The organism is Lysinibacillus agricola, assembly GCF_016638705.1.
Taxonomy (GTDB): domain Bacteria; phylum Bacillota; class Bacilli; order Bacillales_A; family Planococcaceae; genus Lysinibacillus; species Lysinibacillus agricola.
In genome coordinates this window covers 4,029,915-4,042,940 of record NZ_CP067341.1, presented here as the reverse complement: position 1 = coordinate 4,042,940, position 13,026 = coordinate 4,029,915, and the positions used below count along the sequence as shown (strand labels likewise).

The following is a 13,026-nucleotide window of genomic DNA, read 5'->3' as shown; positions in this document are numbered from 1 at the left end:
ATAAAGACACTTTAAATGAGGGCGAGTTAGCTTTGTCATATTATGTAATCGATGCTTTTACAGAAACAAAATTTGGCGGTAATCCAGCAGGCGTAGTAATCCATGAGAATTTAGACGAAGAGTTTATGCAGAAATTTGCTGCAGAAGTTCGTTTTTCAGAAACAGCATTTATTAAAAAAATAGACAATAAAAATTTTGAAATAAAGTTTTTTACACCAACTGCACAGGTTGAACTTTGTGGACATGCTACTATTGCATCCTTCACGGCATTATTAGACAGTTGTACTATTGAAGATAATAATACATATTTTATAAAAACATTTGCCGGCACACTTGCTGTTGAAGTGAATCAATCATTTATCATGATGGAGCAAGCTGAACCTCAGTTAGGAAGAGTATTTGATGATTATAATAAGTTGGCTGCCCTTTTTAAAATTGATAAAAACCAAATAGGAGATATAAATTTCAATATAGTGCCGCAAGCTGCAAGTACAGGTCTTTGGGATATACTCTTCCAATAAAAACAAAGGATGCTTTGTATGCTTTAAATCCTGATCTTAAAGCACTTGCTGAATATACAAAAATCAATAAAGTGGGAGGCGTTCGTGCATTTACGCTCGACACAAAAGAAGGAATAGCAGAGAGTAGAAACTTTTGCCACTCTACGGTATTGATGAGTAAGCTGCAACAGGTACTTCAAATGGGGCGTTAACCTATTATCTTTTTCATAACCACATACTAAATGAATTTGATCAAGAGTACTTATTCCTTCAAGGGCATTGTATGGGTAGACCTTCAAACATCATTACAAAATTAATAAATAAAGATAATCCAAGAGTGATGGTAGGAGGGCAAGCAAATATTTTGTCAAAAGGGGAACTATGCTAGGAATGACTTCTCATCATATAATCGAACAGAATAGATTTATAACATCGCTGCGATGGTATATTTGCAATTACTGCCGCGGTTTTTTACATATTTTCACTATAAATTCAAATAACATGGCAGAAGATGTATGCTATGTGGATAAGTTGATTGGAGTGGAGGCTGGGCGACTCCTTGGGGATTAGCGTCACAGATGAGACCCTGGAGCGAGCAACGCGAGTGAAGCGGCTCATCGGACGCCCCTCAGAAAGCGCCCAGCCGGAACGGAAATCAACCCCACATTTTGCCGAAGAGCTATACTTAAATGACACCTTAATATAATTGACATAATCAACAATGCAGAATCCATTTTGATCAATCATTTTCAAAATGGATTCTTTTGTTTAGGTCCGTTTATTTATTCTTCATCATAAGATTTAATTATTTTTTGAATAGTTTTCAATGTTTCATAAAACTCCTCGTATTTCTCTATGCCAATATCATTGATAATTCTTTCTTGGATATCTTGCCAAATTGGAGCAGCCTCGTTTAATTTTTCAACCCCTTTATCAGTTAGTGTAATGATCTTTGTTCGAGCATCTTGCGGATCTCTCATTAAATCTACATAGCCATTTTGCTTTAACAAGTTAATATTGCGTGTAATAGTTGTTTGATCGAGCAGCAATATTGCACCTAGTCGACTTATGGAAACTGATTGTTGATGGGCAATATTTGCTAGCATGGAGTATTGTGTAATTTTTAAGCCAGTGGGCTGAAGTAATTTATCATACAATTGTGTCACGACTCTTGTTTTTTTTCGAAGGTTTGCACATACACATATTTGTGTGTAATCTATATTCTTCATTGCTCCGTACTCCTTTTCGAATTGGTTCAATATTATAGTAGCCTTATTGATTTATTTTGTTAAGCTGGAAAATGTTCCTTGACAGTAATAAAAGCGATTACTAAGATTATATATGTATATACATGTTTTTTAAAGGAATTTACCCCAGTAATATATGCATATACATATATTAAACAGTAATCTTTTTCATTAAAGAGTATTTCAAAAAATCTTTCAAGAAATGAAGGTGTCAAGATGAAGCGTATTCATTATAGCTGGTTTATTTTAGTCGTAACCTTTTTCTCAATTATTGTTGCAGGTATTACAATGTCATCATCAGGGGTTTTTATAGACTCTTTTGAAAAAGAATTTAATTGGGATCGCTCTTTAATTGCATTAGCTTTTGCAGTTAGTTTATTTTTATATGGTTTTTCAGGTCCATTTATGGCGGCATTACTAGAAATAGTCGGTTTAAAGAAAATGATGTTAGGTGCGATGGCTACATTATTAATAGGTATGACGCTAACGCTTTTCATGACTCAATCATGGCAGTTAATCATTATTTGGGGCGGTATTATTGGTTTAGGAGCGAGTCTCTTTTTAACTGTGTTAAGTCCCTATGTAGCCAATCATTGGTTTGTGAAAAGCAGAGGACTGGCAGTAGGGATTTTAACGGCGAGTACAGCGACAGGGCAGTTAATTCTCCTCCCTGTATTGGCAATTATTATTGAACATTCTTCTTGGCGATGGGCGATTGGATTGATTCTCATCTTAAGCATTGTTATGTTCATTGCTATTTTTTTGTTTATCAAAAATAAGCCACAGGATATTGGAATTCTTCCGTATGGAATGGAAGAAGAGCTAGAATTGCATCAAGAGAATCAGAAGAAAAATCCGATTAGAATTGCTTTTAGCGGTTTATTTGAGGCTATAAAGGTGAAAGAATTTTGGTTATTAGCGGGAAGTTTTTTTATTTGTGGACTTTCAACTAGTGGGTTAGTTGGTACTCATTTTGTTTCTTACTGTATTAGCTTTGGAGTTCCTTTAGTAACCGCTGCATCCTTTCTTTCTTTTATGGGAGTGTTTAATCTCGTTGGTACCACTTTATCAGGTTGGTTGTCTGATCGTTTTGATAATCGATGGTTATTGTTTTGGTATTATCTTTTAAGAGGAACGTCTCTTCTTATACTCCCATATGCATTAATGCAAGGATCATTCACTTTATTGACAATCTTTACAATATTTTATGGATTAGATTGGATTGCCACAGTACCCCCAACGATTAGTATTTCTAGACAAATTTTTGGTACAAATAAAAGTAGTATTATTTATGGATGGATTTTCGCATCTCATCAAGCAGGAGCTGCAGTTGCTGCTTATGGTGGAGGCCTTATCTATAAGTTTTTCAATTCATATACTTGGGCCTTTTTCCTTGCAGGGATGTTCTGTGCATTGGCAAGTTTATTTGTCATCATCGTGAAAAAACAAACACCTCATCAAGCCAATATTTGATAATCAAAAATCAATTTAAAAAGTTGAACCGATAATATATATTGAGCTCAACTTCACAGTGTTGTAAACAAAATGGTCAAGGGAATCTGTAAAAATGTTGTGGCGCTTTAAATAGATTGATTTCCGTTCTGGGCTACTTGCTTTCCTGCGGGCGCGATTCTTGACGCTCCCATGAACCTCTGCTCTGTGCGAAAGTGAAGCAACAGCAACAATGTTTTATCTGCGCGAAAGCGAAGCGTCAGCGGCAAAGCGCTCAGTCGGAACGGAAATCAACCCCCTCTTTATGCCGAAAAACCATACTTCATTGAAGCAATGGTTTACCACAAACATGAAGTTGAAGCCAATAACATATCGGCTTCAACTTTTTTGTTCAAAAATATCAAGCGTGTTGATTAGGGAAATATAGGTTTATTATTGAGTGATAAAAGGATTTTTTTATTGATACTTTGCTAATGTATGCCCATTTTAACTGATTGTAGCGAAGGGCTACTCGACTCCCGCGGGAAAGCGAGACAGACGAGACCCTGCACGGAGCGTAGCGGAGGAAGCGGCTCGACGCTCGCCCGCAGGAAAGCGAGTAGCCCGTAGCGGAAATCAGAGCCCTCTAATTAATTAGGATGGATAAAAAATGGTTAATCAACACACCTGCAAAAATATAATAAAAAATTTTTGACTTACACCAAACAAAAGTTTATAATGTAAACAAATATAATAAAAGGTGATGCTATGAATGAAAGAGAACAGGCGATCCTTGCATTAATTCGCCAGAATCCGTTTATGTCTCAGCAAGAGATGGCAGATAAGATGAATCTGTCACGTCCAGTCCTTGCTAATTTAGTGTCGAGCTTAACGAAGCAGGGGAAAATTGTCGGTCGTGCGTATATTTTGCCCGAGGAAAATGAAATTGTTTGTATCGGTGGAGCAAATCTTGACCGAAAACTTCATGTAAAGGGAAACGTCCAGTTCGGTACATCCAATCCTGCTAGTTCTTCATTTAGTGTAGGTGGTGTTGGCCGCAACATTGCTGAAAACTTAGGTAGATTAAATCATCAGGTTACATTACTGACGACTGCCGGCAAAGATGCCGATTGGCAAGTTATCCAAGAAGCTTCAGAGCCATTTATGAATTTACGTTATGTGGAGCAGCTTCCTGATGCTTCGACAGGTTCCTATACTGCGATTATGGATGAGCAGGGAGAACTAGCACTAGCAGTAGCAAATATGGAAGTATATGACCTTTTGTTGCCAAGTTTGCTAAAAAAACATGAGGCAATGCTAATGAATGCAGGCTGCTTTATTATGGACTTAAACTGTCCAAAGGAAACAGTAGCTTACATTCAGCAGGTGGCGATTGCTCGAGAAACTCCATTTGTCATCGTGCCGGTATCTTCACCAAAAATGAATCGACTGCCAGATACGTTGCAAGGTGTAACGTGGTTTATTTGTAACACAGATGAAGCAGAGACAATTGTCGGTCATACAATCGAAGGCTCTGCACATTATGAAAAAGCTTTACAGCAACTTCTTAAATTAGGTGCTGAGCATGTAATTATTACAGCTGGTAGCAAGGGTGTGTATGCAGCTTCAACTACAACGAAGCCAAGTCATTTCTCTGCTAAGACTATAGAAAAAATTGAAGATGTGACAGGTGCAGGAGACGCCTTTGTCAGTGCTGTAATCCATAGCTGGCTTACTGGGCAATCCATTGCAACATGTATTGATGCAGGCTTAACGAATGCCAAAAATACGCTAGCATCTCCATATACAGTAAGACCTGAACTATCAGTTGATTTGTTAAAAAGTGAAATGGAGGAATAACAACATGAAAGAATTCATCGTATTATCAGAAGAAGTAAAAGCAGGACAAGCAAAAGGTTTACCAATCGTAGCATTAGAATCAACAATTATTTCTCACGGAATGCCATATCCACAAAATGTAAAAACAGCACGCGAAGTGGAACAAATTATTCGTGACAATGGTGCAGTACCAGCAACTATTGCATTAATCGATGGTAAAATTAAAATTGGTTTATCAGATGAAGAACTTGAAATGTTCGGTAATGCACAAGGTGTAGCTAAAACATCTCGCCGTGATCTAGGCTATCTTTTAGCAACAAAAAAATTAGGTGCGACAACAGTAGCTGCAACAATGATTTGTGCAGAATTAGCTGGCATTGAAATTTTCGTAACAGGCGGTATCGGTGGTGTACACCGTGGTGCTGAAACAACAATGGACATTTCAGCAGACTTAGAAGAATTGGCACAAACAAATGTAGCTGTCATTTGTGCGGGTGCTAAGTCTATTTTAGATATTGGTTTAACTTTAGAATTTCTTGAAACAAAGGGTGTACCAGTTGTTGGATTTGGTACAGATGAAGTTCCAGCATTCTATACACGTCAAAGCGGTTTTGATGTAAACTTCAAGCTCGATACTCCAGCGGAAGTGGCAGAAATGCTAAGTGCAAAATGGCAATTAGGCTTAAAAGGTGGAGCTGTAATTGCTAATCCAATTCCAGAGTCTGAAGCACTTGAGCACTCATTCATTACAGAAATCATTGAAAAAGCTCTAGTAGAAGCAGGAGAAAACGGTATTCACGGTAAAAACGTGACGCCATTCTTACTTGGCAAAGTTAAAGAATTAACAGAAGGTAAAAGCCTTGATGCCAATATTGCATTAGTAAAAAATAATGCAGTAGTTGGTGCTAAAATTGCTGTAGCTTATAATAAATTAGGCTAAACAATTATATAAAAGCACATATTTTGAGGAATCCACAATTTACAAGAAGAGAGACTCTTTGCGAAATATTACATTCGCAAAGAGTCTTTTTATTCATTTCAGAGAGTATTTTTTCCATTTTTCACATTGTTCACGAGAATAACTAAACAAAATGACACAGTTACTTTACAATAGCCCATAATATTTTATACAATTAAATTTATATCTAATTTGAAAAATTTGACGAGCAAGGTGGACATGTTATGGCGAAAGAGCAAATTTTGACTCCCGAGGACGTTTTTGAGTTAGTCAAATCCTACATGAATGATGAAAATGTCGCATTCGTGAAAAAAGCATATGAATTAGCAAGGGATGCCCATATTGAGCAATTCCGAAGCTCAGGTGAACCGTATATTATTCACCCGGTGCAAGTAGCTGGTATTTTAGCTGAATTACAAATGGATCCTGAAACAGTTGCGGCTGGTTTTTTACATGACGTTGTAGAGGATACAGATTTTACGCGTGACGATTTGGTTCGTGAATTCGGTGAAGAGGTTGCAATGCTTGTAGACGGTGTAACAAAGCTTGGGAAAATTAAATATTTATCTAAAGAAGCGCAACAAGCAGAAAATCATCGAAAAATGTTTGTAGCAATGGCGCAGGATATTCGTGTCATTTTGATTAAACTGGCTGACCGTCTACATAATATGCGCACGTTAAAGCATTTGCCTGCAGAAAAACAACGCCGTATTTCTAAAGAGACGCTTGAAATTTTTGCACCACTTGCGCATCGTCTAGGGATTTCGACTGTAAAATGGGAGCTTGAGGATACAGCACTTCGTTATTTAAATCCACAGCAATATTATCGCATTGTCAGTCTTATGAAGAAAAAACGTGACGAGCGTGAAGCATATTTAGACAATGTTATGGCTGAGATGAAGTCACAGCTTACAGAGGTTGAAATTGAAGCAGATATTTATGGTCGTCCTAAACATATTTACAGTATTTATCGTAAAATGGTATTACAAAAAAAACAATTCAACGAAATTTATGATTTATTAGCCATTCGTGTACTTGTCGATAGTATTAAAGATTGCTATGCCGTGCTTGGAATCGTTCATACTTTATGGAAGCCAATGCCTGGACGTTTTAAAGATTATATTGCGATGCCAAAACAGAACCTATATCAATCACTGCATACAACAGTAATTGGCCCTTATGGTGACCCATTAGAAGTTCAAATTCGTACGAAGGAAATGCATAAAATTGCCGAGTACGGGATTGCAGCGCATTGGGCGTATAAGGAAGGTAAAAAAGTTGATAATGAAAAACAAAATGTCGACCAAAAATTAACGTGGTTCCGAGAAATTTTAGAATTCCAAAATGAGTCTTCAAATGCTGAGGAATTTATGGAATCGTTAAAATTTGATTTATTCTCTGATATGGTCTATGTATTCACGCCTGAAGGAGATGTCATTGAATTGCCAGCAGGCTCTGTACCTATCGACTTTGCATACCGTGTGCATTCAGAAGTTGGAAATCGTACAATTGGCGCGAAAATCAATGGTAAAATGGTACCGCTTGATACACCGTTAAAAACGGGAGATATTATTGAAATTTTAACTTCTAAGCAATCTTTTGGTCCGAGCCGCGATTGGCTAAAAATAGCCCAATCCTCTCAGGCGAAAAATAAAATAAAGCAGTTCTTCAAACGTCATCTTCGTGAGGAAAATATCATCAAAGGTAAAGAGATGATAGAAAAGGAAATCCGTGCACAAGATTTTGACATGAAAGAAACGATGTCAGCGGAAAATTTGAAACGTATTTTCGACAAATTTAACTATACAAACGAAGAAGATTTATATGCCGCTGTCGGTGTGAATGGTATAACAGCACAGCAAGTTGTTAATCGTCTAGCAGAAAAACGTCGCAAAGAGCGTGAACAGGAAGAAGCGCTCGAAAAAATTGAGCAAAAAATGAAAAATCCTATTCCGCAAAAACGTACGGAATCGGGTGTTATCGTAAAAGATATCGACAATATGCTTATTCGACTTTCACGTTGCTGTACACCAGTGCCAGGAGATGAAATTGTAGGCTTCATTACGAAAGGTAGAGGTGTTTCAGTGCACCGTGCAGATTGTCCAAATATTCAAGTTGAGGATGAGCAAGAGCGCTTAATAGAAGTTGAATGGGAACACGGACTTACTCCTGAGAAAAAAGAATACCCTGTCGATATTGAAGTTTCAGCCTTCGACAGACCAGGCATTTTAAATGAAATCATGCAAATTGTTAGCGAAACGAAAACGAATATTTTAGCAGTGAGTGGTCGTGCAGATCGCGAAAAAATGGCAACGATTCATTTAACGATTTCGATTTCAAATATTTCGCATTTGCATAAAGTGGTAGAACGTATTAAACAAACACCTGATATATATTCAGTACAACGTGTTATTAATTAATTGATATTTTTTACTGAATTGATAGTTGGGTAAAGTAACTTTACTGTGTACCAAAATTGAATCTTCTGGTGCATACAATGGCAGAATTGAGGTTTTAAAGAATGAAAGTAGTTTTACAACGTAGTAAAGCAGCCTCTGTTATTGTTGACGGAAAAGTAACGGGAGCTATTGATAGCGGTTATGTTCTTCTGGTAGGCATTACACATGAGGACACACAAGAGGATGTTGAATATTTAGCAAAAAAAGTAGCTAATCTCCGCCTTTGGGAAGATGCTGATGGAAAAATGAATCATTCCATTTTAGAGCGTGGAGGAGCTATTCTATCCGTCTCACAATTTACATTGTATGGGGATGCAAAAAAAGGAAATCGCCCAAGTTTTACAAGTGCGGCAAGACCAGAAGTTGCGAAACCGTTATGGGAGGCTTTTAATAATGCCTTACGTGAACACGGTTTACATGTGGAGACAGGGATATTTGGTGCAATGATGGATGTTGCACTTACAAATGATGGTCCGATTACAATACTTCTTGAGTCAAAATAGTGGTACATTTCCTATAATTCCTTCATACATTAAAAAGTATGGTTAGTTTTGTAGGAAGGAAGTGTATTGAAGATGACGCAGATGGGAAGCATATCAAATCCATATTTATACGAAACTCTTAACATGATGGTTGGTCAGCCAATCGTAGTGCAAACCGAGAAAAATATCCAACAAGGAAAATTAATCTCTGTATTACCTGACGATATCGTTGTAGAGGTTAGCCGTACGCCGTTCTTCATTCGCATGGAGGAAGTTTTATGGGTTACATTGGCAACAAACAAAAAATAAGCGCATAAGGACCTTCATACTCATATACTATGAGTTGGAGGTCTTTTTTGTTTTAACTTATTTCAGCAGTAAGAAGCATTCGCCTATTTATCGATAGAAATTTACCTACACCAAATTAATGAGACCAACGCAATGATTACACTAAGAATAATCATAGTATAAAAGGTTTCTTGGGAATATTTGTAGAAGCATAATCTATAATAAAATAAAAGAAATTGCGTTAGTTAAGAAAAGAGCAGTAGAAAGGAGGGCATAATATGAAAGAAATCATATTAAAACCGCAAATTTGGCTGATAATAGTAAAAAAGCTGCAAGGGAAGCACAATTCTACTTTCCTTAGCAGCTTTTTTAGTGAAAAATTATTGGTTTTCGTTAAAGTAATTTAGAATGCCTTGATAGATGCCGAGAGAAGCTTGTTCTCGGAATTTAGCGGTTGTAATAAAACGTTCCTCACTGGCATTACTTAAGAAGCCTAGCTCAATGAGGACAGCTTTTTGACGATTTTCTCGTAGAACTAAATAATTACCTTGTTGAGTACCACGATCCTTTAAATCGATTTTACTTGAAAGTCCGGCATTTATTGCCTCTGCAAGGCCCTGTTGATTATTGTTCATATAATATGATGTGAAGCCATTTATGGAGCTATCATCCGTTGCATCATAATGAATACTGATAAAAGCATCTGCTTCATACTGGTGCGCAATTGATACACGTTTACGGAGTGCTACATACTCATCTGATTCTCTTGTCATGATAACATTTGCACCAGCTGCACTCAGCTTTGAAGCAAGGAGAGATGCTGTTTTCAAAGTAATTTCCTTCTCATTTGTTCCACGTTGTCCGGTAGTGCCGTGATCATTACCACCGTGCCCAGCATCTACGACTATAGTTAGTCCATTTAAAGTGCCTTTCTTGCGCGGTTTGGGTTTTTCCTCTTTTGTTGCAGTAGCAGCTTTGCTTGACGAAGTAGTAGTAACAACCCAGTTCGCCACAAATGCAGTTTTATCATCTACTTGTATTTCATAAAAGTCATCTTTAGCACCTACAATAGGGTAGGTTTCACCAGCATCTACACGTTCAACAACATCAGCAGCTGTTGTTGCATCTGTCCGAAGGTTTGTCCCATTGTAAATGATTGTGACAGATTCAAGCTCTGACGAAGAAGAAGATTTTGATGTCGTTTTTTTATTTGAAAAAGTACCATAAAAGCTATACACCCAACCTGCTTTTTTATCGTTATATTGAATTTGTACCCAGTTATGCTCCTGAGCCAGTACTTTATAGGCTTGTCCTTTTGAAACAGTACCTATTTTTTTAGCATTTAAGTCTGGATCTTTACGAACATTAAGTGTATCCACTAAAACTGTAAATGTTGTATCTTTGTTGACATTCTTTGTAGATACTTCGACTTTAGGTTCATCAGCTTCAGCCTTTTTTTCAGGTAGGTCATTGATTGTAACATAGTCCGTGGATACCCAACCAACTAGTCCATTCCAATCTATTTTCGCCCATTCGCCATTTTTTTCAATAAGATTTGCTTGGTTGCCTGTTGATAATTGTCCAAGAACTGCTGAAGAAATATCAGGCTCAGTACGGATATTTAGACGATCGACCTGTGAAATCAACGTTTGATCAATCGTTTGTTTAGCGTTAGTTGGAGCTGTAAGCCAGGATGCTACCCAACCTTCATAATTACCTGTTTTTACTTGAATCCAGTCACCCTCACGATTAATAGAGGTTAACGGATCACCCTCTTCTAATGTTGTTATGATTGGATAAGACAGTCCAGGTCCCTCACGTAAATGAAGAATCGTTCCAGTTACTTTTAGATCACTGGTGTCGGCTAGTGCACTTTGAATATTGCTCTTACTCGGAATCGCAATTGTTAACACTAGTGCGAAGATGACTATAATATGTAAAAATTTTGCCCTCATCAGATTCCTCCTATTCCTTGTGCTATTTTACCATGCTTTAGTAATAGAATTCGTGGGAAAAAGGTAATGGAATTTGTTATTTTAACGACTGTATTGTAAAAAAAACAAAAACAGTTGACATTGCCTTTCGTTGTGACTAACATAAAGGGTAATCAAAAAATGATTAACCGCTTATGACCAAGCAAGTAGCGTGTACCTCTATTGGAAAAGAGAGGGAAAGACCTAGGCTGCAATCTTTCCTACAAAAATGTATTACGTGAACAACACTTGAGAGGCTTTTTTCTGAAAAGTAATGCTTAGTAGGAAAAAACGGAATCGGCCGTTATCCGATTAGGAGGAGGACGCATGTATTTGATGCGTCAACTAGGGTGGAACCGCGGAAGCTTATACAGCTCTCGTCCCTTGCAATATGCAAGGTGGCGAGGGCTTTTTTATTGGACAAATTTGAGGGGAACGTTGCTCAGCATGAGAGAAGTCCAGAGGTAAGCTTGCTCATAAGCAATCTATAAGGGAGGTATTTATATGAATTTTAAAGTGCCGCGAGGGACACAAGATATTTTGCCTGGTCAATCTGAAAAATGGCAAAAGGTTGAAGCGATTATCCGTGATATCTGTCATGTCTATCGCTACAATGAAATTCGTACACCAATTTTTGAGCAAACAGATTTATTTGCGCGTGGTGTCGGTGAAACAACAGATGTTGTTCAAAAGGAAATGTATACATTTGAAGATCGCGGTGGCCGTTCGTTAACATTGCGTCCGGAGAATACAGCTGGTGTAGTTCGTGCTTATGTTGAACATAAAATGTTTGGTGCACCTGATCAACCAGTAAAGCTCTCATATTTAGGACCAATGTTCCGTTATGAACGTCAACAAGCAGGCCGCTATCGTCAATTTGTTCAATTCGGTGTAGAAGCAATTGGCTCAGCTGACCCAGCTATTGATGCTGAAGTAATAGCACTAGCAATGGATGTTTATGAATCATCAGGTTTAAAAGATTTAAAATTAGTCATCAATTCACTTGGCGACAAAGAAACACGTGAAACACACCGTACAGCCCTGCTACAACACTTTGAACCACATATCCATGAGTTTTGTTCAGATTGTCAAAACCGTTTGCAAAAAAATCCACTGCGTATTTTGGACTGTAAAGCAGACCGTGAGCACCCATTAATGAAATCTGCTCCTGCGTTAACTGATTTCCTAACAGAGGAGTCAGCAGCCTATTTCGCTCAAGTTAAAACGTATTTAGATACACTTGGTATTACGTATGAGGTCGACCCAAATCTTGTGAGAGGTCTTGATTATTACAACCATACGACTTTTGAAATTATGTCAACGGCTTCTGGCTTTGGCGCAATTACTACACTCTGTGGTGGAGGTCGCTATAATGGTCTTGTTCAAGAAATTGGTGGACCAGAAGTACCTGGTATCGGTTTTGCATTAAGTATTGAACGTTTGTTGCTTGCACTTGAAGCTGAGGGTGTTGAATTAGATACCGCATCAGGACTCGATGTCTATATGATTGCTATGGGCGATGAAGCAAAGCAAAAGACGGTAGAATTAACAAGTACCTTCCGTGCAAAGGGCATTTCTACGGAGATGGATTATTTAGATCGTAAAATGAAAGCTCAGATGAAATCCGCAGACCGTTTAGGTGCAAAATATACGATCGTTTTAGGTGAAACAGAGCTTGAAGAGCAAGCAGCTACTGTTAAACATATGGAATCAGGTGAACAACAAAAAGTCATGTTCTCAGAATTAGTGAACTATCTATTAAAACAATAAACGAACACAAGCTGTTAAAACATAAATCGTTTATGCCAATACAGGATTTTCTGTCTAAATGATCCAAATATCTATGTCA

Annotated in this window: 10 protein-coding genes and 1 other annotated feature; of the genes, 8 read left to right on the top strand and 2 right to left on the bottom strand. The window is 37.6% G+C overall.

The features are described 5' to 3' along the window. The first annotated feature begins 32 nt into the window (after positions 1-32). Complete coding sequence (locus FJQ98_RS27015; RefSeq protein ID WP_241774610.1) at positions 33-521, top strand: PhzF family phenazine biosynthesis protein; 489 nt, start codon at positions 33-35, stop codon at positions 519-521. A 761-nt stretch (positions 522-1,282) separates the two neighbouring features. Here the strand turns inward: FJQ98_RS27015 and FJQ98_RS20135 are convergent. Further along, on the bottom strand, positions 1,283-1,729 hold the full coding sequence (locus tag FJQ98_RS20135) for a MarR family winged helix-turn-helix transcriptional regulator (RefSeq protein WP_053596178.1): 447 nt from the start codon (positions 1,727-1,729) through the stop codon (positions 1,283-1,285). Between the two features lie 234 nt (positions 1,730-1,963). Between FJQ98_RS20135 and FJQ98_RS20130 the strand changes: the two genes are divergently transcribed. From FJQ98_RS20130 to FJQ98_RS20105, 6 genes are all read left to right on the top strand, one after another. Then, positions 1,964-3,220 carry an MFS transporter gene (locus tag FJQ98_RS20130; protein WP_053596179.1) on the top strand — a complete coding sequence of 419 codons (1,257 nt, stop codon included), beginning with the start codon at positions 1,964-1,966 and terminating at the stop codon, positions 3,218-3,220. A 726-nt stretch (positions 3,221-3,946) separates the two neighbouring features. Further along, positions 3,947-5,038 (top strand): carbohydrate kinase, encoded by a 1,092-nt coding sequence (locus FJQ98_RS20125; RefSeq protein WP_053596180.1) that lies wholly within the window; start codon positions 3,947-3,949, stop codon positions 5,036-5,038. Positions 5,039-5,042: 4 nt separating this feature from the next. Next, the gene (locus FJQ98_RS20120) at positions 5,043-5,957 is read left to right on the top strand and encodes a pseudouridine-5'-phosphate glycosidase (protein ID WP_053596181.1); all 915 of its coding nucleotides are present in this window, start codon (positions 5,043-5,045) and stop codon (positions 5,955-5,957) included. A gap of 242 nt (positions 5,958-6,199) precedes the next feature. Then, the gene (locus FJQ98_RS20115) at positions 6,200-8,395 is read left to right on the top strand and encodes a RelA/SpoT family protein (RefSeq protein ID WP_053596182.1); all 2,196 of its coding nucleotides are present in this window, start codon (positions 6,200-6,202) and stop codon (positions 8,393-8,395) included. 101 nt (positions 8,396-8,496) lie between these two features. Further along, complete coding sequence (gene dtd / locus FJQ98_RS20110; protein WP_053596183.1) at positions 8,497-8,937, top strand: D-aminoacyl-tRNA deacylase; 441 nt, start codon at positions 8,497-8,499, stop codon at positions 8,935-8,937. Positions 8,938-9,009: 72 nt separating this feature from the next. Continuing rightward, entirely contained in the window at positions 9,010-9,225 is a 216-nt protein-coding gene (locus FJQ98_RS20105) for a DUF2642 domain-containing protein (RefSeq protein WP_053596184.1), read from the top strand. Positions 9,226-9,584: 359 nt separating this feature from the next. On the opposite strand, the gene FJQ98_RS20100 is transcribed toward FJQ98_RS20105, so the two are convergent. Beyond that, complete coding sequence (locus FJQ98_RS20100; RefSeq protein ID WP_053596185.1) at positions 9,585-11,159, bottom strand: N-acetylmuramoyl-L-alanine amidase family protein; 1,575 nt, start codon at positions 11,157-11,159, stop codon at positions 9,585-9,587. Between the two features lie 164 nt (positions 11,160-11,323). Further along, positions 11,324-11,565, top strand: a binding site (T-box leader). A gap of 116 nt (positions 11,566-11,681) precedes the next feature. Between FJQ98_RS20100 and hisS the strand changes: the two genes are divergently transcribed. Beyond that, complete coding sequence (gene hisS / locus FJQ98_RS20095) at positions 11,682-12,947, top strand: histidine--tRNA ligase (RefSeq protein WP_053596186.1); 1,266 nt, start codon at positions 11,682-11,684, stop codon at positions 12,945-12,947. Positions 12,948-13,026 lie beyond the last annotated feature (79 nt).

Bases quoted from the DNA above. Each gene is read 5' to 3' on its own strand.
- FJQ98_RS20135 (WP_053596178.1), bottom strand. From the start codon at position 1,729: ATGAAGAATATAGATTACACACAAATATGTGTATGTGCAAACCTTCGA.
- dtd (WP_053596183.1), top strand. From the start codon at position 8,497: ATGAAAGTAGTTTTACAACGTAGTAAAGCAGCCTCTGTTATTGTTGAC.
- FJQ98_RS20115 (WP_053596182.1), top strand. From the start codon at position 6,200: ATGGCGAAAGAGCAAATTTTGACTCCCGAGGACGTTTTTGAGTTAGTC.
- FJQ98_RS20125 (WP_053596180.1), top strand. From the start codon at position 3,947: ATGAATGAAAGAGAACAGGCGATCCTTGCATTAATTCGCCAGAATCCG.
- FJQ98_RS20120 (WP_053596181.1), top strand. From the start codon at position 5,043: ATGAAAGAATTCATCGTATTATCAGAAGAAGTAAAAGCAGGACAAGCA.
- FJQ98_RS20100 (WP_053596185.1), bottom strand. From the start codon at position 11,159: ATGAGGGCAAAATTTTTACATATTATAGTCATCTTCGCACTAGTGTTA.
- FJQ98_RS20105 (WP_053596184.1), top strand. From the start codon at position 9,010: ATGACGCAGATGGGAAGCATATCAAATCCATATTTATACGAAACTCTT.
- hisS (WP_053596186.1), top strand. From the start codon at position 11,682: ATGAATTTTAAAGTGCCGCGAGGGACACAAGATATTTTGCCTGGTCAA.
- FJQ98_RS20130 (WP_053596179.1), top strand. From the start codon at position 1,964: ATGAAGCGTATTCATTATAGCTGGTTTATTTTAGTCGTAACCTTTTTC.